General features: G+C 71.4%; 18 protein-coding genes and 1 tRNA gene. 13 read left to right on the forward strand and 6 right to left on the reverse strand.

What is annotated here, in order from left to right; genetic code table 11:
- Nucleotides 1-90: 90 nt before the first annotated feature.
- From gltB to BM339_RS04130, 4 genes are all read left to right on the forward strand, one after another.
- Entirely contained in the window at nucleotides 91-4,662 is a 4,572-nt protein-coding gene (gltB, locus tag BM339_RS04115; RefSeq protein ID WP_075019917.1) for a glutamate synthase large subunit, read from the forward strand.
- 15 nt (nucleotides 4,663-4,677) lie between these two features.
- Nucleotides 4,678-6,141, forward strand: a complete 1,464-nt coding sequence (locus BM339_RS04120) for a glutamate synthase subunit beta (protein WP_021598014.1) — start codon at nucleotides 4,678-4,680, stop codon at nucleotides 6,139-6,141.
- A 73-nt stretch (nucleotides 6,142-6,214) separates the two neighbouring features.
- Nucleotides 6,215-6,634: a helix-turn-helix transcriptional regulator gene (locus tag BM339_RS04125; RefSeq protein ID WP_021598013.1), complete on the forward strand. Its 420-nt coding sequence runs from the start codon at nucleotides 6,215-6,217 to the stop codon at nucleotides 6,632-6,634.
- An 89-nt stretch (nucleotides 6,635-6,723) separates the two neighbouring features.
- Nucleotides 6,724-7,176: a VOC family protein gene (locus tag BM339_RS04130; RefSeq protein ID WP_075019918.1), complete on the forward strand. Its 453-nt coding sequence runs from the start codon at nucleotides 6,724-6,726 to the stop codon at nucleotides 7,174-7,176.
- A 7-nt stretch (nucleotides 7,177-7,183) separates the two neighbouring features.
- Here the strand turns inward: BM339_RS04130 and BM339_RS04135 are convergent, their stop codons facing one another.
- Nucleotides 7,184-8,611 carry a pyridoxal phosphate-dependent decarboxylase family protein gene (locus BM339_RS04135; protein WP_075019919.1) on the reverse strand — a complete coding sequence of 476 codons (1,428 nt, stop codon included), beginning with the start codon at nucleotides 8,609-8,611 and terminating at the stop codon, nucleotides 7,184-7,186.
- Between the two features lie 297 nt (nucleotides 8,612-8,908).
- On the opposite strand from BM339_RS04135, the gene BM339_RS04140 reads away from it, so the two are divergent.
- The gene (locus BM339_RS04140; RefSeq protein WP_075019920.1) at nucleotides 8,909-9,769 is read left to right on the forward strand and encodes a hypothetical protein; all 861 of its coding nucleotides are present in this window, start codon (nucleotides 8,909-8,911) and stop codon (nucleotides 9,767-9,769) included.
- On the opposite strand, the gene BM339_RS04145 is transcribed toward BM339_RS04140, so the two are convergent.
- A complete protein-coding gene (locus BM339_RS04145) occupies nucleotides 9,766-10,452 on the reverse strand; it encodes a helix-turn-helix transcriptional regulator (RefSeq protein WP_075019921.1) in 687 nt (228 codons plus the stop codon). The two genes, BM339_RS04140 and BM339_RS04145, sit on opposite strands and share 4 nt — an antisense overlap.
- Before the next feature lie 64 nt (nucleotides 10,453-10,516).
- On the opposite strand from BM339_RS04145, the gene BM339_RS04150 reads away from it, so the two are divergent.
- Entirely contained in the window at nucleotides 10,517-11,074 is a 558-nt protein-coding gene (locus BM339_RS04150) for a type 1 glutamine amidotransferase domain-containing protein (protein WP_075019922.1), read from the forward strand.
- A 108-nt stretch (nucleotides 11,075-11,182) separates the two neighbouring features.
- Nucleotides 11,183-12,613 (forward strand): pyruvate kinase, encoded by a 1,431-nt coding sequence (gene pyk, locus BM339_RS04155; protein WP_075020143.1) that lies wholly within the window; start codon nucleotides 11,183-11,185, stop codon nucleotides 12,611-12,613.
- A gap of 165 nt (nucleotides 12,614-12,778) precedes the next feature.
- Here pyk and BM339_RS04160 read toward each other — a convergent pair whose 3' ends face one another.
- Together BM339_RS04160 and BM339_RS04165 are read right to left on the reverse strand one after the other, a co-directional pair.
- Nucleotides 12,779-13,531: a hypothetical protein gene (locus tag BM339_RS04160; protein WP_075019923.1), complete on the reverse strand. Its 753-nt coding sequence runs from the start codon at nucleotides 13,529-13,531 to the stop codon at nucleotides 12,779-12,781.
- Between the two features lie 100 nt (nucleotides 13,532-13,631).
- Nucleotides 13,632-13,716 (reverse strand) — tRNA-Leu (locus tag BM339_RS04165).
- Nucleotides 13,717-13,823: 107 nt separating this feature from the next.
- Between BM339_RS04165 and BM339_RS04170 the strand changes: the two genes are divergently transcribed.
- From BM339_RS04170 to BM339_RS04195, 6 genes are all read left to right on the forward strand, one after another.
- Nucleotides 13,824-14,408, forward strand: a complete 585-nt coding sequence (locus BM339_RS04170; protein ID WP_021597332.1) for an ANTAR domain-containing response regulator — start codon at nucleotides 13,824-13,826, stop codon at nucleotides 14,406-14,408.
- A 298-nt stretch (nucleotides 14,409-14,706) separates the two neighbouring features.
- On the forward strand, nucleotides 14,707-15,870 hold the full coding sequence (locus tag BM339_RS04175; RefSeq protein ID WP_021597333.1) for a branched-chain amino acid ABC transporter substrate-binding protein: 1,164 nt from the start codon (nucleotides 14,707-14,709) through the stop codon (nucleotides 15,868-15,870).
- 92 nt (nucleotides 15,871-15,962) lie between these two features.
- Nucleotides 15,963-16,928 (forward strand): branched-chain amino acid ABC transporter permease, encoded by a 966-nt coding sequence (locus BM339_RS04180; RefSeq protein ID WP_021597334.1) that lies wholly within the window; start codon nucleotides 15,963-15,965, stop codon nucleotides 16,926-16,928.
- Nucleotides 16,925-18,082 (forward strand): branched-chain amino acid ABC transporter permease, encoded by a 1,158-nt coding sequence (locus BM339_RS04185; protein WP_075019924.1) that lies wholly within the window; start codon nucleotides 16,925-16,927, stop codon nucleotides 18,080-18,082. The genes BM339_RS04180 and BM339_RS04185 overlap by 4 nt, the downstream gene beginning before the upstream one ends.
- Nucleotides 18,083-18,129: 47 nt before the next feature.
- Nucleotides 18,130-18,870, forward strand: a complete 741-nt coding sequence (locus BM339_RS04190; RefSeq protein WP_052357949.1) for an ABC transporter ATP-binding protein — start codon at nucleotides 18,130-18,132, stop codon at nucleotides 18,868-18,870.
- Nucleotides 18,860-19,618 (forward strand): ABC transporter ATP-binding protein, encoded by a 759-nt coding sequence (locus BM339_RS04195; protein ID WP_075019925.1) that lies wholly within the window; start codon nucleotides 18,860-18,862, stop codon nucleotides 19,616-19,618. Before BM339_RS04190 ends, BM339_RS04195 begins: the two co-directional genes overlap by 11 nt.
- A gap of 75 nt (nucleotides 19,619-19,693) precedes the next feature.
- Here BM339_RS04195 and BM339_RS04200 read toward each other — a convergent pair whose 3' ends face one another.
- Complete coding sequence (locus BM339_RS04200) at nucleotides 19,694-20,269, reverse strand: DUF4352 domain-containing protein (protein WP_075019926.1); 576 nt, start codon at nucleotides 20,267-20,269, stop codon at nucleotides 19,694-19,696.
- A gap of 277 nt (nucleotides 20,270-20,546) precedes the next feature.
- Nucleotides 20,547-20,903 (reverse strand): PaaI family thioesterase, encoded by a 357-nt coding sequence (locus BM339_RS04205; RefSeq protein WP_235206576.1) that lies wholly within the window; start codon nucleotides 20,901-20,903, stop codon nucleotides 20,547-20,549.
- Nucleotides 20,904-21,002: the final 99 nt, after the last annotated feature.

The following is a 21,002-nucleotide window of genomic DNA, read 5'->3' on the forward strand; positions in this document are numbered from 1 at the left end:
TGATGTAATGTCATCTCACCGCAGCAGGGCCAACGTCGTCCCGAGCCTGCACTGACACGAAGCAGTGACACGACGACGACGGGAGGGTTGATGGCTGCTGCTGCCCTCACACCTGCCGGCCGGGCACCGGGCCACCCCCAGCCGGAGGGCCTGTACGACCCCGCCAACGAGCACGACGCCTGCGGCGTCGGCATGGTCGCCGACCTGCACGGCCGCAAGAGCCACGACATCGTCCAGAACGCCCTGACCGTCCTGAAGAACCTGGACCACCGCGGGGCCGTGGGCGCGGAGCCGGACGACGGAGACGGCGTCGGCATCCTCCTCCAGATCCCGGACGCGTTCTTCCGCGAGGTCTGCGACTTCCCGCTCCCCGAGGCCGGCGCCTACGCGGCCGGCATCGCCTTCCTGCCCGTGGACGGCGCCGAGCGCGCCGCCGTGGTCGCGCACGTCGAGACGCTCTGCGTCGAGGAGGGCCTGACGGTCCTCGGCTGGCGCGAGCTCCCGCACGACCCCGCCTTCACCGGCCCGGCCAGCCGCCGGGTCATGCCGCACTTCGCCCAGCTGTTCGTCGCCCCCGCCCCCGGCGGCCCGCACGAGGGCCGGACGGGCCTGGAGCTGGACCGCGTCGTCTTCTGCATGCGCGAGCGCGCCGAGCAGGACGTGCGGGTCTACTTCCCGAGCCTGTCCAGCCGGACGATCGTCTACAAGGGGATGCTGACGACCCCGCAGCTGGAGCCGTTCTTCCCCGACCTGTCGGACCGCCGCTTCACCAGCGGGATCGCGCTGGTCCACTCGCGGTTCTCGACCAACACGTTCCCGGCCTGGGAACTGGCCCACCCGTACCGGTTCATCGCCCACAACGGCGAGATCAACACGGTGAAGGGCAACCGGAACTGGATGCGCGCCCGCGAGGCGCTGCTGAAGTCCGACCTGATCCCCGGCGACCTGTCCCGGATCTACCCGGTGATCGACATCGAGGCCAGCGACACCGCCTCCTTCGACGAGTGCCTGGAGCTGCTGCACCTCGGCGGCCGGTCGCTGCCGCACGCCGTGCTGATGATGATCCCGGAGGCGTGGGAGAACCACACCGAGATGGACCCCGGCCGCCGGGCCTTCTACGAGTTCCACTCCACGCTGATGGAGGCGTGGGACGGCCCCGCCAGCGTCAGCTTCACCGACGGCACCGTCGTCGGCGCCGTCCTGGACCGCAACGGGCTGCGCCCCGGCCGGTACTGGGTGACCGACGACGGCCTGGTCGTGCTGGCCAGCGAGGCGGGCGTCCTCGACATCCCGGCGAGCAAGGTCGTCCGCAAGGGCCGGCTGCAGCCCGGCAAGATCTTCCTGGTGGACACCGCCGCCGGGCGGATCGTCGAGGACGACGAGGTCAAGGCCGAGCTCGCCGCCGAGCACCCGTACGGCGCGTGGCTGCACGAGGGCCTGGTCCGGTTCGAGGAGCTGCCGCAGCGCGAGCGGGAGATCCCGACGCACGAGACGCTCGTCAAGCGGCAGCAGACGTTCGGCTACACGCTCGAAGAGCAGCGGATCATCCTCACCCCGATGGCGAGGACGGGCGCCGAGCCGATCGGGTCGATGGGCACCGACACTCCGATCGCGGTGCTGTCGGAGCGCCCGCGACTGCTGTTCGACTACTTCAAGCAGCTGTTCGCGCAGGTCACGAACCCGCCACTGGACGCGATCCGCGAGGAGCTCGTCACCTCGCTGCAGTCCACGCTCGGCCCGGAGGGCAACCTGCTGGAGCCGGGCCCGGACTCGTGCCGGCGACTCGTGCTGCCGACGCCGATCCTGGACAACGACGAGCTCTCCAAGATCATCCACATCGACGACGAGGGGTCGCTCCCGCACCTGCAGGCCTACGTCGTGCAGGGCCTGTACGACGTCTCCGGCGGGGGAGAGGCCCTGGAGGCGCGCCTGGAGGAGATCAACTCCGAGGTGAGCCGGGCGATCGGGGCCGGGGCGCGGATCATCGTGCTGTCGGACCGCGGCGCCGACTCCGCCCGCGCCGCGATCCCGTCGCTGCTGCTGACCGGCGCCGTCCACCACCACCTGATCCGGGAGAAGACCCGCACGCGGGTCGGCCTGGTGATCGAGACGGGCGAGGCCCGCGAGTGCCACCACATGGCGCTGCTCATCGGGTACGGCGCGTCGGCGATCAACCCGTACCTGGCGATCGAGACCGTGGAGGACCTGGTCCGCGCCGGCGCCATCGAGGGCCTGGACCCGGCCGCCGCGGTCCGCAACCTGGTGAAGGCGTACGGCAAGGGCGTCCTGAAGATCATGTCGAAGATGGGCGTGTCCACGGTCGCGTCCTACACCGGCGCGCAGATCTTCGAGGCGATCGGGCTCGGCGAGGACGTGGTGTCCCGCTGCTTCACCGGCACCACGTCCCGGCTCGGCGGCGTCGGCTTCGACGTGCTGGCTCGCGAGGTCGCGCAGCGGCACGCCCGCGCCTACCCGCCGGGCGGCAACGACCTCGCGCACCGGACGCTGGAGGTCGGCGGCGAGTACCAGTGGCGCCGCGAGGGCGAGCCGCACCTGTTCAACCCGGACACGGTGTTCAAGCTGCAGCACGCCACCCGCACCCGCCGCTACGAGATCTTCAAGGAGTACACCTCCAAGGTCGACTCGCAGGCCGAGAAGCTGATGACCCTCCGCGGGCTGTTCAGGCTGAAGGAGGGCGACCGGGAGCCGGTGCCGATCGACGAGGTCGAGCCGGTCTCGGAGATCGTCAAGCGGTTCTCCACCGGCGCGATGTCGTACGGCTCCATCTCCGCGGAGGCGCACGAGACCCTCGCGATCGCGATGAACCGGCTCGGCGGCAAGTCCAACACCGGCGAGGGCGGCGAGGACCCGGCGCGGTTCGCCCCCGACGAGAACGGCGACCTGCGGCGCAGCGCCATCAAGCAGGTCGCGTCCGGCCGGTTCGGCGTGACGTCGGAGTACCTCACCAACTCCGACGACATCCAGATCAAGATGGCGCAGGGCGCCAAGCCCGGCGAAGGCGGCCAGCTGCCCGGCCACAAGGTGTACCCGTGGATCGCCAAGACCCGGCACTCCACGCCCGGCGTCGGCCTCATCTCGCCGCCGCCGCACCACGACATCTACTCGATCGAGGACCTGGCGCAGCTCATCCACGACCTGAAGAACGCCAACCCGTCGGCGCGCGTGCACGTCAAGCTCGTCGCCGAGGTCGGGGTCGGCACGGTCGCGGCCGGGGTGTCCAAGGCGCACGCCGACGTGGTGCTGATCTCCGGGCACGACGGCGGCACCGGCGCGTCCCCGCTGACCTCGCTGAAGCACGCCGGCGCGCCCTGGGAGCTCGGCCTCGCCGAGACCCAGCAGACCCTGCTGCTGAACGGGCTGCGCGACCGGATCGTCGTGCAGACCGACGGCCAGATGAAGACCGGCCGGGACGTCGTCATCGCCGCGCTGCTCGGCGCCGAGGAGTACGGCTTCGCGACCGCCCCGCTGGTGGTGTCGGGCTGCATCATGATGCGCGTCTGCCACCTGGACACCTGCCCGGTCGGCGTCGCCACCCAGAACCCCGTCCTGCGGGAGCGGTTCTCCGGCAAGCCCGAGTTCGTCGTGAACTTCTTCGAGTTCGTCGCCGAGGAGGTCCGCGAGTACCTGGCGGCCCTCGGGTTCCGCTCGCTGGACGAGGCGATCGGGCACGTGGAGATGATCGACACCCGCGAGGCCGTGGCGCACTGGAAGGCCTCCGGCCTGGACCTGGCCCCGATCCTGCACACCCCCGAGCGGTCGCCGGGCGCGGCGCTGCACCGGGTCACCGAGCAGGACCACGGCCTGGAGAAGGCGCTGGACAACACGCTGATCCAGCTCGCCGAGGGCGCGCTCGCCTACGGCGACAAGGTCACGCTCGACCTGCCGATCCGCAACGTCAACCGGACGGTCGGCACCATGCTCGGCCACGAGGTGACCAAGAAGTGGGGCGGCGAGGGCCTGCCCGACGGCACGATCGACGTCACCTTCACCGGCTCGGCGGGCAACTCGTTCGGCGCGTTCGTGCCGCGCGGCGTCACGCTGCGGCTCGTCGGCGACGCCAACGACTACGTCGGCAAGGGCCTGTCCGGCGGCCGGCTGACGCTGCGTCCCCCGGCGGACGCCGCGTTCGCGGCCGAGGAGCAGATCATCGGCGGCAACGTCATCCTGTACGGCGCCACCTCGGGCGAGCTGCTCGCCCGCGGGGTCGTCGGCGAGCGGTTCTGCGTCCGCAACTCCGGCGCCACCGCCGTCGTCGAGGGCGCCGGCGACCACGCCTGCGAGTACATGACCGGCGGCCGCGCGCTGATCCTCGGCCCGACCGGGCGCAACCTCGCGGCCGGCATGTCCGGCGGCATCGCCTACGTCCTGGACCTCGCGCCCGAGCGCGTCAACGGCGAGATGGTCGACCTGGAACCGCTGGACGCCGGCGACGTGGACTTCGTCCGGGACCTGACCGAGCGGCACCTGGCCGAGACCGGCTCGCGGGTCGCCCGGCGGCTGCTGGACGACTGGGACGCCGCCGCCGCCCGCTTCACCAAGATCATGCCGCGTGACTACCGGCGCGTGCTGGACGCCATGGCGAAGGCCGAGGCCGAGGGACGCGACGTTGACGAGGCGGTCATGGCCGCCGCGCAGAGCTGAGAGGGGGACTCCTTCATGGCCGACCCGAAGGGTTTTCTGACCGTCCGGCGGGAGCTCCCGAAGCGCCGTCCCGTGGACGTGCGGATCAAGAGCTGGTCCGAGGTCTACGAGGACTTCGGCACGGACCGGCTGGAGAAGCAGGCGAGCCGCTGCATGGACTGCGGCATCCCGTTCTGCCACCAGGGCTGCCCGCTCGGCAACCTCATCCCCGAGTGGAACGACCTGGTCTACCGCAAGGACTGGCAGGAGGCGGCCGAGCGGCTGCACGCCACCAACAACTTCCCGGAGTTCACCGGGAGGCTGTGCCCCGCGCCGTGCGAGAGCGCCTGCGTCCTCGGCATCAACCAGGACCCGGTGACGATCAAGCGGGTCGAGGTGGAGATCATCGACCGGGCGTTCGCCGAGGGCTGGGTGCGCCCGCAGCCGCCCGCCGTCAAGACCGGCAAGAAGGTCGCGGTGGTCGGCTCCGGCCCCGCCGGCCTCGCCGCCGCCCAGCAGCTCACCCGCGCCGGCCACGACGTCACGGTGTACGAGCGGGCCGACCGGATCGGCGGGCTGCTGCGCTACGGCATCCCCGAGTTCAAGATGGAGAAGCGGCACCTCGACCGGCGCCTCGCCCAGATGCGCGCCGAGGGCACCGCCTTCCGGACCTCGGTGAACATCGGCGTCGACATCACCGCCGAGGACCTGCGCGCGTCCCATGACGCCGTGGTCCTCGCGGGCGGCGCCACCGCCTGGCGCGACCTGCCCGTCCCCGGGCGTGAGCTCAAGGGCGTCTACCAGGCGATGGAGTACCTGCCGCCGTCCAACAGGGCGCAGGAGGGCGACTACGAGGAGTCGCCGATCTCCGCCAAGGGCAAGCACGTCGTCGTCATCGGCGGCGGCGACACCGGCGCCGACTGCGTCGGCACCGCGATCCGGCAGGACGCCGCGTCCGTCACCCAGCTGGAGATCATGCCGCGTCCGCCGGAGTCCCGCCCGGACGCCCAGCCGTGGCCCACGTACCCGATGCTGTTCAAGATGGAGAGCGCCCACGAGGAGCTCGCCGACATGGGCGGAGACCGCGTCTACGCGGTGTCCACCACCGAGTTCGCCGGCGACGAGGACGGCAACGTCCGCGCCCTGCGGCTGGTGGAGGTCGGCGGGCCGGACACCCGGTTCGCGCCGGTCGAGGGCACCGAGCGGGAGATCCCCGCCGAGCTGGTCACCCTCGCCATGGGCTTCCTCGGCCCGCAGCGCGAGGGCATGCTGGAGCAGCTCGGCGTCGACCTCGACCAGCGCGGCAACGTGGTCCGCGACGGCGACTACCGGACGTCGGTGGACGGCGTGTTCACCGCCGGCGACATGGGCCGCGGCCAGTCCCTGATCGTCTGGGCCATCGCCGAGGGCCGCGCCGCCGCGCACGGCGTCGACGCCTACCTCAGCGGCCGGACGGACCTGCCGTACCCGATCCCGCCGACGGCCCGCCCCATCGGCTGACCCCGGGAGGGGAGGCCGTTCCGCGAGACGTGCGGCGTATCGCGGACGGCCTCCCACCTGGGATAGTGGCGGCATGGGAAACGCGTCCCCGACCGTGGACATCGGCGTGCTGCGCCGGATGCGGATCGCCCGGGACGCCATGGACCGCGAATGGGCCGGCCCCCTCGACATCGCCGCCGTCGCCGCCCGCGCCGGCTACTCCCGCTACCACTTCGTCCGGCTGTTCAGCGAGGTCTACGGCGAGACCCCGGGCGCCTACCTCACCCGCCGCCGCATCGAGCGCGCCCAGGACCTCCTGCGCACGGCCAACCTCACCGTCACCGAGATCTGCGTGCTGGTCGGCTTCAGCAGCCTCGGCACGTTCTGCACCCGCTTCAAGCAGCGGACCGGGATGACGCCCACCGAGTTCCGCCGCACGGCCCGGACGGGCGGCGCGTCCTCGATACCGGGCTGCTTCGTCCTGCTGTGGGCGGGCGGCTTCCGCAGGGACTGATCCCGCAGGCACTGAGCAACATCGGAGAAGCCCGCCGCCCGCCGTGCCTCCTACCGTGAACGCAGATCCGCTCACGAAGGGAACCAGGCATGATCACCAAGCTCGGACTCGCCACCGTGTGGGTGCTCGACCAGGACGCGGCCAAGGAGTTCTTCACCGAGAAGCTCGGCCTGGAGGTGCGCGACGACATGACGCTCGGCGAGGGCGGGATGCGCTGGGTCACCCTCGGCGCCAACGCGCAGCCCGACCTCAGCCTCGCCCTCATGGTGCCGGGCCCGCCCACCATGGACCCCGAGTCCGCCGCGCAGATGAAGGCGCTCATCGCCAAGGGCGTCCTCGGCGCCGGCGCCTTCAACACCGACGACTGCCAGGGCGACTACGAGCGGCTGTCGGCGAAGGGCGTCGAGTTCCTCCACAAGCCGGAGAAGCGGCCCTACGGCATCGAGGCCGTCTTCCGCGACGACTCCGGCTGCTGGTACAGCCTCACCCAGCCCTTCGACCAGCTCGACGAGACCGCGCCCTGGGGCGACTGCACCAGCTGACCGGCGCTCAGCGGGTGAGACGGGCGCCGAGCTCGCGCAGGACGTCGACGAGGCGCTCCACGTCGGCCTTCGTCGTCCGCCAGTTGAGCGTCGCGGGGCGCAGGACCGTCATGCCCCGGTAGGTGCTCGTCCCCGCGTAGACGCGGCCGTCGGCGAGGAGCGCCTCGCCCAGGCGCGCGTTGAGGTCGTCCAGGCGCTCCGCCGGGACGCCTTCGGGCCGGTACCGGAAGCAGGTGACGCACAGCCGCACCGGCGCCAGCAGCTCCAGGTCGGGCGCCGCCTCGACGAGCCGGCCGAGATGCCCGGCCACGTCGAGGTGACGCTCGACCATCGCGCGGTGGCCGTCCCGCCCGTACGCCCGCAGCGTCGCCCAGATCGGCAGCGCCCGCGCCCGCCGCGACGACTCCGGGCCCAGCGCGCTGTAGTTGACCCGCTCGTCCGCGGCGTCCGGCAGGTAGGCCGCGCCCCACGCCCCGAAGGCGCGGCTGAGCGACTCCGGGTCCCGGACGAACGAGAACCCGCTCTCGTAGGGGACGTTCAGCCACTTGTGCCCGTCCGCCGTCACCGAGTCGGCGCGCTCGACGCCCCGGGCGAGGTGCGCGGTGCGCGGGCTGAGGGCGGCGAACAGGCCGAACGCCCCGTCCACGTGCAGCCAGGCGCCGTGCCGCTCCGCCAGGTCCGCCAGGCCGGCGATCGGGTCCGAGGCCCCGGTGTTCACCTCGCCGAGGTTCGCCACGATCACCGCCCGGCCGCGCTCGCGCGCCAGCGCCGCGTCCATCGCCGCGAGATCGGCCCGCCCGTCGTCGCCGGCCGCGAACGTCGTCAGCGTGTCCCTCCCGCAGCCGAGGATCTGCAGCGCCTTCCTGGTGCTGACGTGCACGAGCCCGCTGGTGAACACCGGCATCGCGGGCAGCCCCGCCAGGCCCCGCGACGTCACGTCCACCCCGTGCTCGCCCGCCCACCAGTGCCGCGCGCAGGCCAGGCCCGCCACGTGCGCCAGCGTCGCGCTCGGCGTCAGCACGCCGCCGAACGACGCGGGCAGCCCGAACAGCTCCTTCAGCCACCGCAGCACCACCGTCTCCGCCCGCGCCGCCAGCGGTGACGCCTGCGCGATGCCCGCCACCTGGTCCAGCAGCGACGCCGTCCAGTCGCCCGCCATCGCCGCCGGCGTGGCTCCGCCCACCACCAGATGGAAGAACCGGGGTCCGGACGAGTGCGTCGCCGCCTCCGTGCCGATCCGCAGCAGCCGCTCCACCGCGGCCACCGACCCTTCCCCGCGGTCGGGCAGCGGGCCGTCCAGCTCGTCCAGGAGCGCGTCCTTCGCCCGGTCGTGGACGGGACGGCTCCGCAGGCTCTCCAGGTACGGCTCCGCGGCGCGCGCCACCACGGCGAGCGGTTCCCCGGCCTTGTCACATTCGTAAAAAGGGTCACTCATGACCCATAGAAGACCATAGCTGGCGTACCGGACGGAACGTCCGAAACCCCGATGGCCGGTCATCCACTTGTGGTCTTCGTGCTGGTCGGCTACGGTCCGGCCTGGGTTCACCGCCCGGCCGCGGCACCGCCGCGAGCCCGTCGCGGCCGCCGGGGACCGCGCGCTCCCGCACCCGGTACCGCGGGACATCAGGGGCCCGGCCACCCACCGCTGGGGTGGCCGGGCCCACCCGCCCCGCCGCACGCGGTGTCCGATTCCTGCAAGACGGCCGCGACCCGGCGGCCTAGCGTCGAGCCCATGAACGTACTGCCCGAATCCGGACTCGCCCGCGCCGCCGAGTTCATGCGTCTGAGCGGCCGCCTCATCGACCGGCACCGCTTCGCGATGCACTTCCGCGGCGCCCCCGCCGCCCCCGTCCTGGCGGCCCTCCGCCCCTACGAGAACCCCGACGGCGGCTACGGCCACGCCCTCGAACCCGACCTGCGCGGCGAGGGCAGCCAGCCCGTCCCAGCCCAGCACGCCCTCGAGATCCTGCACGAGGCCGGCGCGGACGGCGACCCCGCCGTCGCCCGCATCGCCGGCTACCTGTCGTCCATCACCGCGGACGGCGGCGGGGTGCCGTTCGTCCTGCCGACCGTCCGCGACGCGCCGCACGCGCCCTGGTGGCAGACCACCGACGACCCGCCCGCGAGCATCAACCCCACCGCGGCCCTCGCCGGGATGCTGCACCGGGCCGGCGCCGACCACCCGTGGCTCGGCCCCGCGACCGAGTTCTGCTGGCGGTATCTGGACGACCCCGGAACCGAACCCGGCCCGTACGACGTCCTCGCCGTCCTGGCCTTCCTCGACCACGTGCCCGACCGCGACCGGGCCGAGGCGGCGTTCGGGCGCGTCCGCGACCTCCTCGCCGCCGGCGCGCGGAGCGACCACCACGGACCCCTCGACTTCGCGCCCCGCCCGGACGGGTTCGGGCGGCGGCTCTTCCCCGGCGACGCCATCGACGCCGGGCTCGACGCCCTCATCGACGCGCAGGACGACGACGGCGGCTGGCACGTCGGATTCCCCGCGTGGACGCCCCTCACCGGCCCCGAGTGGCGCGGCTTCGCCACCGTCGAGAGCCTCCTGACGCTGCGCGCCCACGGACGGCTCAAGCCCTAGACCAGCAGCCTGCGGACGGGCTCGCCCGCCAGGTCCCGCACCTCGTGCGCGAAGTGGGCCTGGTCGGCGTAGCCCGCCGCGTACGCCACCGAGGCCAGCGGCTCGCCCGCCCTCGCCAGCCGCAGCGCCCGCTGGAAGCGCAGCACCCGCTGCAGCGTCTTCGGCCCGTACCCGAACGCCGCCAGCGAGCGCCGCCGCAACTGCCGCTCGCCCAGGCCGAGGCCGTCGGCGACGTCCCGCACCGAACCGCGGGCGACGCCCGCCACCACCGCCGCCACGAGCGGGTCCGCCGGCCCCATCCGGCCGCGCAGGGCGCGGGCCAGCGCGCCCCGCCGGTCGGGCGCCGCGGCCACCGCCTCCGCCAGGCGGTCGGCCTCCCCGCCCCACAGGTCCCGCAGCGGCACCCGCCCGTCGCGGATCGCGTCCGCGGGGACGCCCAGCACGGGCGGCGCCGTCCCCGGCGCGAACCGCACGGCCACGACCTCCTCGCCCGGCCGCATCACCGCCGGGATCGGGCCGGTGTCCGGCCCCGCCACCAGGATGCCGCCGTCCGACCAGATCAGGTCCACGCAGCCGTCCGGCACCACCCGCTGGACGAACGGCTCCGCGTCCCGGGGCAGCGACGCGGTCCACAGGCACGCCAGACCCGGCGCCCGGTACTCGCGATACCCGGTCGGATTCACCCTTCCTGCATACCACTCGCGCGGGCGGGCAAAGGCCCTGAAAACCGGCGAATCGGAGGACATCGTGGCCAGCAACGATCTTCAGGGCAGGAGCGTCGCCTTCCTGTGCGCGCCCGAGGGCACCGAGCAGGTCGAGCTCACCGAGCCGTGGAAGGCGGTGGAGCAGGCCGGCGGGCGCGCGCGCCTGGTGTCCACCCAGTCCGGCCGCCTCCAGGCGTTCGACCACCTCGACAAGGCCGACACCTTCCCCATCGACACCACCGTCGACGTCTCCGACCACACCGAGTTCGACGCCCTGCTGCTGCCCGGCGGCGTCGCCAACCCCGACTTCCTGCGCACCGACCCGGGGGCCGTCGCCTTCGCCAGGTCCTTCTTCGACGCCGGCAAGCCGGTCGCGGTGATCTGCCACGGCCCCTGGACCCTCATCGAGGCCGGCGTCGTCCGCGGCCGCACGCTCGCGTCCTGGCCGAGCCTCCAGACCGATCTGCGCAACGCGGGCGCCGCGTGGGTGGACGAGGAGGTAAAGGTTTGCGAGGCGGGACCCAACGTCCTGGTCAGCAGCCGCAAGCCGGACGACCTCAAGGCGTTCTGCAGGGCCGCCGTGGAGGCCTTCGCGCGATGACCGGCCGGATGTGGTCTAGACCTCTGACCTAGACCACTGCGTGAACCGGAGGCGACCATATCCTGCACGAATATCCGTACCGACGAGTAACTAAGTACGGTTATGCACGTGACCCGTCGAGCGAAGATCGTCAGCACCATCGGCCCCGCCTGCTCCAGCACCGAGCAGATCAACGCCCTCGTCGAAGCCGGCATCGACGTCGCCCGCCTCAACATGAGCCACGGCGAGCATGCCGTCCACGAGGAGGTCTACCACCGCATCCGCGCCGCCGCCGACGCCACCGGGCGCGGCGTCGGCATCCTCGCGGACCTGCAGGGCCCCAAGATCCGCATCGGGCGCTTCCCCGACGGCCCGGTACGGCTCACCCTCGGCGACGAGTTCACCATCACCACCGACGACGTCCCCGGCACCCGCCGCGAGGTCTCCACCACCTACCAGGGCCTCCCCGGCGACGTGTCGCCCGGCGACACCGTCCTGATCGACGACGGCCGCGTCGCCCTCAAGGTCACCTCCGTCGAGGGCAGCCGCGTCCACACCACCGTGACCGTCGGCGGCATGGTCTCCGACAACAAGGGCCTCAACCTGCCCGGCGTCCCCGTCAGCGTCCCCGCCCTCACCGAGAAGGACGAGCGCGACCTGCGGTGGGCCCTGCGCCTCGGCGTCGACCTCGTCGCCCTCTCCTTCGTCCGCACACCCGCCGACGCCGACATCTGCTACCAGATCATGGAGGAGGAGGGCGTCCGCGTCCCCCTCATCGGCAAGATCGAGAAGCCGCAGGCCGTCGAGCGCCTCCCCGAGATCGTCGCCGCCTTCGACGGCATCATGGTCGCCCGCGGCGACCTCGGCGTCGAGCTCCCCCTCGAACAGGTGCCAATCGTCCAGAAGCGCGCCATCGAGCTGTGCCGCGAGAAGGCCCGCCCGGTCATCGTCGCGACCCAGATGCTCGAATCGATGATCTCCGCGCCCCGCCCCACCCGCGCGGAGACCTCCGACGTCGCCAACGCCGTCTTCGAGGGCGCCGACGCCGTCATGCTCTCCGGCGAGACGAGCGTCGGCCAGTACCCCATCGAGGCCGTCCTCACGATGAGCCGCATCGTGCAGACCGCCGAGCAGGCCGCCCTCCAGGCGACCCACACCCTGGAGCGCATGCCGGAGACCGTCGGCGGCGCCATCGCCCGCGCCGCCGCCGAGGTCGGCGCGATCGTCGGCGCCGAGGCCCTCGCCGCGTTCACCATGTCCGGCGAGACCGCCCGCCGCCTGTCCCGCTACCGCTCGCCGATCCCGCTGCTCGCCTTCACGTCGGTCCCCGCCACCCGCGGCAGGCTCGCCCACGTCTGGGGCGTGGAGACCTTCATCGTCCCGCAGGTCGACCACACCGACGCCATGTTCCGCCAGGTCGAGCAGTCGCTCCTCGAACTCGGCCGCTGCCAGAAAGGCGACAAGGTCGTCGTGGTCGCCGGCTCGCCGCCCGGCACCGCCGGCTCCACCAACGCCCTGCGCGTCCACAGCCTCGGCGACGCCATCGCGATCCCCCACTGACCGGCTCCGCCGACGGCCTCCACCGACCGGCTCCGCCGGCCGCTCCGGCCGGGCACCGCGCGACCGCACCCCGTGCGGTGCCCGGCCTTCCGCCGTCCGAACGTGCCCACCGGGCAGGTATCACCGCCCGGTCTCGTTTCCACCTCGCTCCGGACACCGGCGGCCCTAGTACTTCGGCCCCACGAACTCGTCCAGCCGCGCCACCGCCTCCCGCTTCGCCACCGAGAAGTTCCGGGCGGTCATCTGCGTCCATTCGATCCCTAGCCGGTCCAGCGCACCGGTGAACAGCCGCTGGATGTCCAGCGACGCGTTCGTGAAGTTGTACCGCGGATACTCGTACCAGCGATCGCCTCCCTTGAGGCGCTTACGGACCCGGTTCGTCGTCCGGCACCCGTCCGAGTGGATCAGCCCGCGGACGAACTCGCCGGTGTGCTCCTCGACGATCTTCCGCTGCCACGCGAGCAGTTCGATCTTGCGAGTGTGCTTCATCCCCGGTCCGTGCTGGGGAAGCAGGCATGGCCAGTGCTTGGAGTAGGAGCCCACCATCGTGCAGCCCGGTTTCTGGCGGCGTCCGACCTTGGACGACAAGACCGCGCCCACCGCGTCGGCGGCCATGTCGATCAGGCCGGGCCAGGCGTCGGCGCAAGCGATCTCCAGGCGGTAGACGCCGTTGCGCTGCCGGGCCAGATGACCGTCGCCGAGGTAGAGCCCGAGAAGGTAGGAGTAAGCCGTCGTATCGAGCCCCTGGTCATGACAACGGGGACATAACGGGGGAGTGTGGCTCGCGGCCTTCTCGGGGTGCTTCTTCCAGTTGCCCAATGTGGACTTGGGTATCCCCGTCTGGCGATGGACCTCGGCGATCGTGAACCCCGAGCCCAGCAGGCGTAACGCGAGCGGGCGCTTTCGCGGATCGTACATGCCCGCACTGTCGCATCCGCCACTGACAGTTTCCTGATGATCGCACTCGGTGAGAGGTGTTCGCCGGTGTTCGTGTTGTGGCGGGCTGGAAGTCCATGGGTACCGGGAGCGGGATTCGAACCCGCACGCCCTTTCGGACAAATCCTTTTGAGGGATTCGTGTCTACCTAATTCCACCATCCCGGCATTTTCCGGAAATTTCTAGCTCGGTCCGGCTCGTCGCCCTGGTGCGGGGCGACGGGGACCAGGGTAGCGGGTTTCGGTAGGGTCGTGGTGTGGAGAGCGCGCGGCGAGTGGTGATCGCGGAAGACGAGGCCCTGATCCGGCTGGACCTGAAGGAGATGCTTCAGGAGGACGGCTACGAGGTGGTCGGGGAGGCCGGGGACGGCGAGACGGCCGTGCGGCTGGCGGGCGAGCTGAAGCCCGATCTGGTGATCCTGGACGTGAAGATGCCGGTGCTGGACGGGATCTCGGCGGCCGAGCGGATCTCCGCGGACCGCATCGCCCCGGTGGTGATCCTCACCGCGTTCTCCCAGCGCGAGCTCGTCCAGCGGGCGACGGAGGCGGGCGCGATGGCCTACCTCGTCAAGCCGTTCTCCAAGACCGACCTCGCGCCCGCGATCGAGATGGCGGTGAGCCGGTACACCGAGCTCCGGGCGCTGGAGGCCGAGGTCGCCGGGCTGCAGGAGCGGCTGGAGACCCGCAAGGTGGTGGACCGCGCCAAGGGGCTGCTGCAGGAGGCGCACGGCTGGTCCGAGCCGGAGGCGTTCCGCTGGATCCAGAAGACCTCGATGGACCGGAGGCTCACGATGCGGGCCGTCGCCGAGGCGGTCGTGGCGGGCGCGTCCGGTGGCCGGGGAGAGCCCGCCGCAGGCTGACGCGCCGCCCCCGGCACCCCCGCGTTGTCAAGGTCCAAAGCGGACGTACCGGACTGATCCCTTAGCGTCACTGTATGTAATCGTCCCAGGCAACGGCGGGTATCGGAAGCTCACAGGGGCGTAACGAACGAGTAACCCTTCGATCCGGGGGTCCTGTTATGGGGCGGGTCGACGGTGTACGACATAGCTGGTCCCCGAGTGACCGTTTCCTTCATCCGAGGTGGCGGCGTCGGGGCTTGACTCGTACCCGATCCCCTCCCGGATCCGGATGGAAAGGTTGGGCACCTTGCGGCGCAACATGATGAGGATCACCGGCGCGGTGGCGGTGAGCGCGGCGCTCGCGCTCGGCGCCGTGGCCTGTGGTGACGGCGATAGCGACTCCGGTGGCAGTGGCGATGAGGTCACGATCGGGTTCATGGGTGACCTGACCGGTGAGAACTCGGGCCTGGTGATTCCGCCCAAGCAGGGCGCGCAGCTGGCGATCGAGCAGTACAACGCCACGAACCCCAAGGTCAAGATCAAGTTCAAGACCTACGACAGCCAGGGCAAGCCGGAGCAGGCGACGTCGCTGGCGCTGGGCGCGGTCAAGAACGACAAGATCGCGGGCCTCATCGGCCCGGCGTTCTCGGGTGAGTCGCAGAGCGTCGGCCCGATCCTCGAAGAGGCGAAGATCCCGAGCGTGTCGCCGTCGGCGACGAACATCACGCTCGGCGAGAAGGGCTGGAAGTACTGGCACCGCGTGGTGGCGGACGACGCCGCGCAGAGCGCCGGCGTCGGCGTCTTCGCGATCAACTCGGTGAAGGCGAAGAAGGTCTTCCTGGTCTCCGACAACCAGGACTACGGCAAGGGCCTCGCGGACGCCATCGAGAAGGCGGTCAAGGAGAAGGGCGCTCAGACCCAGAGCGACGCGGTCGACGACAAGGGCACCGACTACTCCTCGACGGTCAACAAGATCAACCAGTTCAAGCCGGACCTGGTGTACTTCGGCGGCTACTACGCGGTCGCGGGCCGGCTGTTCAAGCAGCTGCGCGAGGGCGGCTACAAGGGCAAGATGATGTCCGGCGACGGGTCGCTGGCCACCGGCCTGATCGACGGCACCGGCCAGCAGAACGCGCAGGGCACGCTGATCAGCTGCGGCTGCCTGATCGACGCCGAGGGCAAGACGAACCCCAAGGCCAAGAAGTTCGCCGACGACTACAAGGCCAAGTTCGGCTCCGAGGTCGCGATCTACTCGACCGAGGGCTTCGACGCCGCGACGGCGTTCATCGAGGCCGTCAAGGCCGGCAAGACCGAGCCCGAGGACATCAACAACTACCTGAAGACCGTCGACGTCCAGGGTGTCGGCAAGCAGATCAAGTTCGCCGACAACGGTGAGCTCGCCACCCAGGACATCTACATCTACGAGGTGGAGGGCAACAAGCTGCCGCTCCTCGGAAACAGCAACGAAGCGAAGGTCTCGTAGGCGTAACCGGACGCCCTACCGGGACCCTGACGGCGCGGGAGCGGGAGCGCTACAGCGTTCCCGCTCCTTCTCTCTGACTAAGGCGACCTACGGTGCTCGACGACTTCATCAATCAATTCTGGCCGTCGACCATCGACGGTCTGGCGCTGGGCGCGATCTACGCGTTGCTGGCGCTGGGCTACACGATGGTCTACGGCGTGCTGCGGCTGATCAACTTCGCCCATGCCGACATCTTCATGGTCGGCACGTTCGCGGCCCTGTGGACGGTCCGTTCGCTGGGCGTCGACACGGTGGGCGGGTTCGCGCTGATCGGGGTGGTGGTGCTGACCGCGGTGGTGGCCGGCGCGGTCGCCGGCGGCGGCGCCATGCTCCTGGAGGTGACGGCGTACAGACCGCTCCGCAAGAGAGGGGCGTCGAGACTCGCGGCGCTGATCTCGGCCATCGGGGCCTCGATCTTCATCCAGCAGCTGTTCGCGACGGTCGTCGTGCACCGGGTCTTCGGAACCTCGAAGGAGGGCGGCAAGCTCCCGGTCGACGAGCACTTCAAGAAGCTCACCGACGTGGTGGACGTCGGGCCGATCCAGATCAGCAACGACAAGCTGATCATCTTCTTCGGCGCGGTGCTGATGATGGTGGCGCTGGACCAGTTCGTGAACCGGACCAAGCTCGGCCGGGGCATCCGCTCCACGGCGCAGGACCCGGAGACGGCCGTGCTCATGGGCGTCAACATCGACCGGGTCGTGTCGGTGACGTTCATGGTCGGCGGTGTGATGGCGGGCGTCGCGGCGGCGCTGTACTTCCTGCGCTTCGAGCAGACGAACTACTTCGTGGGCTTCCTGCTCGGCATCAAGGCGTTCACGGCGGCGGTGCTCGGCGGGATCGGCAACATCCGCGGCGCGCTCGCCGGCGGTTTCGTCCTGGGTTTGCTTGAGATGTACGGTTCGAGCCTGTTCGGCTCGGAGTGGCGGGACGTGGTCGCGTTCACCGTGCTGATCCTGGTCCTGATGTTCCGTCCCACCGGCATCCTCGGTGAGTCCCTCCAGCAGGCGCGCGCATGAACCTCACGAAGAAGAACGGAAACGGCAACGGAGGCCGGCTCGGTTCCGGCCTGTCCCTCGACCCGCTGCGGACCTGGTGGGCGGGCGCTCCCGGATGGCAGCGGTGGGCGGTGTACGCCCTGCTCATCGTGGCCGCGGTGTTCCTGCCCAGCGAGTCGATCGGCACCTTCATGGCGCCGAGCGGCGCGAGCTGGCCGTCGATGCTCAGCGACCAGATCGCCATCTACGTGCTGCTGGCGATCGGCCTGAACGTCGTGGTCGGCATGGCCGGCCTGCTCGACCTCGGGTACGTGGCGTTCTACGCGGTCGGCGGGTACACCATCGCGATCTTCGCGGTGCGGTACCACTGGAGCTTCTGGGAGACGCTGGTCCTGGCGATCCTGTTCTCCGCGCTCGCCGGGGTGATCCTCGGGGCGCCGACGCTGCGGCTGCGCGGCGACTACCTGGCGATCGTGACGCTGGGCTTCGGTGAGATCGTCAAGCGGACGGCGAACAACAGCTCGTTCGTGAACGGCCCGCGCGGCGTGCAGGGCATCCCGCACCCGCCGTCGCTGTCGGAGTTCGAGATCCTCGGCGTGCAGCCGCTGAAGTACGGGCTGCTGGACTCGCGGCCGTACTACTACCTGCTGCTGGTGTTCATCGTCCTGGCGATCATCTTCGTGCGGCGGCTGGATGCCTCGCGGGTCGGCCGGGCGTGGGCGTCGATCCGGGAGGACGAGGACGCCGCCGAGCTGATGGGCGTCCCGACGTTCAAGTTCAAGCTGGCGGCGTTCGCGATCGGCGCGGCGATCGGCGGCAGCGGCGGCGTGGTGTTCGCCGCGAAGCAGACGTCGATCCTGCCGGCGAACTTCGAGTTCATCGTGTCGGCGCTGATCCTGGCGGCGGTCGTGCTGGGCGGCTCGGGGAACATCCCCGGGGCGATCCTCGGGGCGTTCGTGGTGGCATGGCTGCCCGAGCGGTTCCGGTTCCTGGACGACTACCGGATGCTGATCTTCGGCGGCGCGCTGGTCCTGATGATGATCTTCCGCCCGGAGGGCCTGTGGCCGTCCCGGCGGCGGAAGGCCGAGCTGGCGGAGGGCACCGGCGGAATGGGCAGCATGGGCGCCGAGGTCGCCGGGCCGGGGCAGTCCGAGGCCGCGGAGGTGAACAAGTGAGCGGGACGGACGAGCGCGCACCGGTCCTGGAGCTGCGGGACGTCGTCATGCGGTTCGGCGGCGTCGTGGCGCTGAACAAGGTCGACATCACGATCCGCGAAGGGGAGATCTTCGCGCTGATCGGCCCGAACGGCGCCGGGAAGACGACGGTGTTCAACGTGACCACCGGCGTGTACCGGCCCACCGAGGGCCAGGTGGTGTTCGGCGGGAAACGCATCGACGGCAAGAAGCGCTACGTCGTGACGAAGCTGGGCATCGCCCGGACGTTCCAGAACGTGCGGCTGTTCCACAACATGACGGCGCTGGAGAACGTCCTGGTGGGCGCGGACGCCCACCACCGGACGGGCCTGGCGGGCGCGTCGCTGGGGCTGCCGTGGCACCGGCGCGAGGAGCGCCAGGGCCGCGAGCGGGCCCGCGAGCTGCTGGAGCTGGTCGGGATCTCGCACCGGACCGAGGAGGCCGCGAAGAACCTGCCGTACGGCGACCAGCGGCGCCTGGAGATCGCGCGGGCGCTGGCGACGAACCCGCGGCTGCTGCTGCTGGACGAGCCGGCGGCGGGCATGAACCCGGCGGAGAAGACCGCGCTGCAGGACCTGATCCGCAGGATCCGCGACACCGGGGTGACGGTCCTGCTCATCGAGCACGACATGAGCCTGGTGATGGGGATCAGCGACCGGGTCGCGGTGCTGGACTTCGGGCAGAAGATCGCCGACGGCCTGCCGGCCGAGGTGCAGAACGACCCGCGGGTGATCGAGGCGTATCTGGGGGCTCCGGCCGATGCTTCTTGAGATCGAGGACATCCACGTCCACTACGGAAAGATCGCCGCGCTGAAGGGCGTCTCGGTGTCGGTCGACCAGGGTGAGATCGTCACGCTGATCGGCGCGAACGGCGCGGGCAAGACCACGACGCTGAAGACGGTGTCGGGGCTGCGGAACCTGTCGTCGGGCGCGATCCGGTTCGACGGCCGGGACATCAGCCGGCTGCAGGGCCACAAGCGGGTGACGGCCGGGATCGGGCAGGCGCCGGAGGGGCGCGGGATCTTCCCCGGGATGACCGTGGAGGAGAACCTCCTGATGGGCGCCTACGCCCGGAAGGACAGCGCGGCGAAGGAGCTGGCGGAGGCCTACGAGCTGTTCCCGCGGCTGGCCGAGCGCAAGTCGCAGGCGGGCGGCACGATGTCCGGCGGCGAGCAGCAGATGCTCGCGATCGGGCGGGCGCTGATGGCCAGGCCGAAGGTGCTGCTGCTCGACGAGCCGTCCATGGGGCTGGCGCCGATGCTGGTCCAGCAGATCTTCTCGATCATCGAGGAGATCAACCGGCGCGGCACGACGGTGCTGCTGGTGGAGCAGAACGCCCAGCAGGCGCTCCAGATCGCGCACCGCGCGTACGTGCTGGAGACCGGCCGGGTCGTGAAGTCCGCGCCCGCGCGGGAGCTGCTGGACGACCCGCAGGTCCGCGCCGCCTACCTGGGCGGTGACCTGGGCGACGGCGCGGCCGAGGCGGCGGACGACCCGGAGGAGGGCAAGTCCGTCTGAGGGGTCCTGGCTAGGCGTGCGCGCCCGCCCGGCCGGTTCGTCCGGACGGGCGGGCGCTCGCGTCCGCGGGGACGCTCAGGGCAGCGCGATCTCGGCGGGCGCGGGGTCGCTGACGGCGCCGACCGGAGGCGATCCGTAGAGCCGGACGGCCTTCACCTTCGCGCCGCGGGGGATGTCGAACCACAGGTCGAACTCGGCGCGCATGGCCGCGCCGACGGAGAGCCGCTCCGGCTGCCGTTTGATCATGGTGGCGTTCACGTCGGGGGAGTGGGCGCGGCCGTCGGCGGTGATGAGGCGCTGCCTCCAGGTGTCGAAGACCTGGATGTCGCGGCCGGTGTTGACGGCGAGCAGGCGGATGCGGGTGAAGGCGCCCTTGGCGTCCATCGCGGCGTGGGTGCCCATGACGTCGGTCATGTCCGTCCGGAAGCCGATGACGGTGAAGCGCATGTCGGCGCTGCTCCCGGTCTTGCCCCGCGGGACGCTCTCGCCCTCGCGGGCCGTCTCCGCGGGGATCTTGTAGGTGGGCGGGTCCGCGGCGTCCCCGGAGCCCGAGCAGCCGGAGAGCAGGAGGGCCGCGGCCAGCGAGAGGGCGGCGCCCGCCAGGGGAGCGCCCGCCGGCCTGCGGCGGGTGCGCGTGTCACGGTGGCGCATGCCCGGAACGTACGTCCGGTGCCGGGCGCCGGTGAACGGCCAGGGGCGTTTCGCAACGCAACCGCAACCGGTGATCCACCTATACCGGTGTCGGCCTACCGGTGCCGGCCTACCGGTGTCAGGGGCGGCCGGATCGGTCCCGGACACGCGTTGACCCGGGATCACCTTTGGGGCCGTACGAACCTTCCCCGGGCGCGTACGTTGTCTACTCGGTGATCCCGGGCCGTTCCCATCCACGCTACAGACCCCGGGGCGTGCACCGCAAAGAAAGCGCGGATCAAGCTCCGGAGGGGGCGTCCCGCAGCATGCAGGTGAGGCGCGCGGTGCACACCCGCCGGTCCTGCTCGTCGGTGATGACGATGTCGTAGGTCGCGAGGGTGCGGCCGCCGTGCAGGCGGGTCGCCACGCCCGTGACGTACCCCTCGGTGGCGGACCGGTGGTGGGTGGCGTTGATCTCGATGCCGACGGCGATGCGCCCCGGCCCGGCGTGCAGGGCGGAGCCGACGGAGCCGAGCGACTCGGCGAGCACGCAGGAGGCGCCGCCGTGCAGGAGCCCGTAGGGCTGGGTGTTGCCCTTCACCGGCATGCGGCCGACGACGCGCTCGGCCGACGCCTCCAGGTACTCCACGCCCATGGACGCGGCCAGGTCGCCCTCCGCGCCGGGCCCGTCCCCGGCGTGGATCTTCGCGCCCGGGTCCCGCGGGCCCGCGCCGTCGGTGTCAGTCACTTACGC

Source organism: Actinomadura madurae (assembly GCF_900115095.1).
Classification (GTDB): domain Bacteria; phylum Actinomycetota; class Actinomycetes; order Streptosporangiales; family Streptosporangiaceae; genus Spirillospora; species Spirillospora madurae.

What these genes read in the sequence shown, in the direction of transcription:
- gltB (WP_075019917.1), top strand. Translation starts at nt 91, where the DNA reads ATGGCTGCTGCTGCCCTCACACCTGCCGGCCGGGCACCGGGCCACCCC.
- BM339_RS04120 (WP_021598014.1), top strand. Translation starts at nt 4,678, where the DNA reads ATGGCCGACCCGAAGGGTTTTCTGACCGTCCGGCGGGAGCTCCCGAAG.
- BM339_RS04125 (WP_021598013.1), top strand. Translation starts at nt 6,215, where the DNA reads ATGGGAAACGCGTCCCCGACCGTGGACATCGGCGTGCTGCGCCGGATG.
- BM339_RS04130 (WP_075019918.1), top strand. Translation starts at nt 6,724, where the DNA reads ATGATCACCAAGCTCGGACTCGCCACCGTGTGGGTGCTCGACCAGGAC.
- BM339_RS04135 (WP_075019919.1), bottom strand. Translation starts at nt 8,611, where the DNA reads ATGAGTGACCCTTTTTACGAATGTGACAAGGCCGGGGAACCGCTCGCC.
- BM339_RS04140 (WP_075019920.1), top strand. Translation starts at nt 8,909, where the DNA reads ATGAACGTACTGCCCGAATCCGGACTCGCCCGCGCCGCCGAGTTCATG.
- BM339_RS04160 (WP_075019923.1), bottom strand. Translation starts at nt 13,531, where the DNA reads ATGTACGATCCGCGAAAGCGCCCGCTCGCGTTACGCCTGCTGGGCTCG.
- BM339_RS04175 (WP_021597333.1), top strand. Translation starts at nt 14,707, where the DNA reads ATGATGAGGATCACCGGCGCGGTGGCGGTGAGCGCGGCGCTCGCGCTC.
- BM339_RS04185 (WP_075019924.1), top strand. Translation starts at nt 16,925, where the DNA reads ATGAACCTCACGAAGAAGAACGGAAACGGCAACGGAGGCCGGCTCGGT.
- BM339_RS04190 (WP_052357949.1), top strand. Translation starts at nt 18,130, where the DNA reads ATGCGGTTCGGCGGCGTCGTGGCGCTGAACAAGGTCGACATCACGATC.
- BM339_RS04195 (WP_075019925.1), top strand. Translation starts at nt 18,860, where the DNA reads ATGCTTCTTGAGATCGAGGACATCCACGTCCACTACGGAAAGATCGCC.
- BM339_RS04200 (WP_075019926.1), bottom strand. Translation starts at nt 20,269, where the DNA reads ATGCGCCACCGTGACACGCGCACCCGCCGCAGGCCGGCGGGCGCTCCC.
- BM339_RS04205 (WP_235206576.1), bottom strand. Translation starts at nt 20,903, where the DNA reads ATGGGCGTGGAGTACCTGGAGGCGTCGGCCGAGCGCGTCGTCGGCCGC.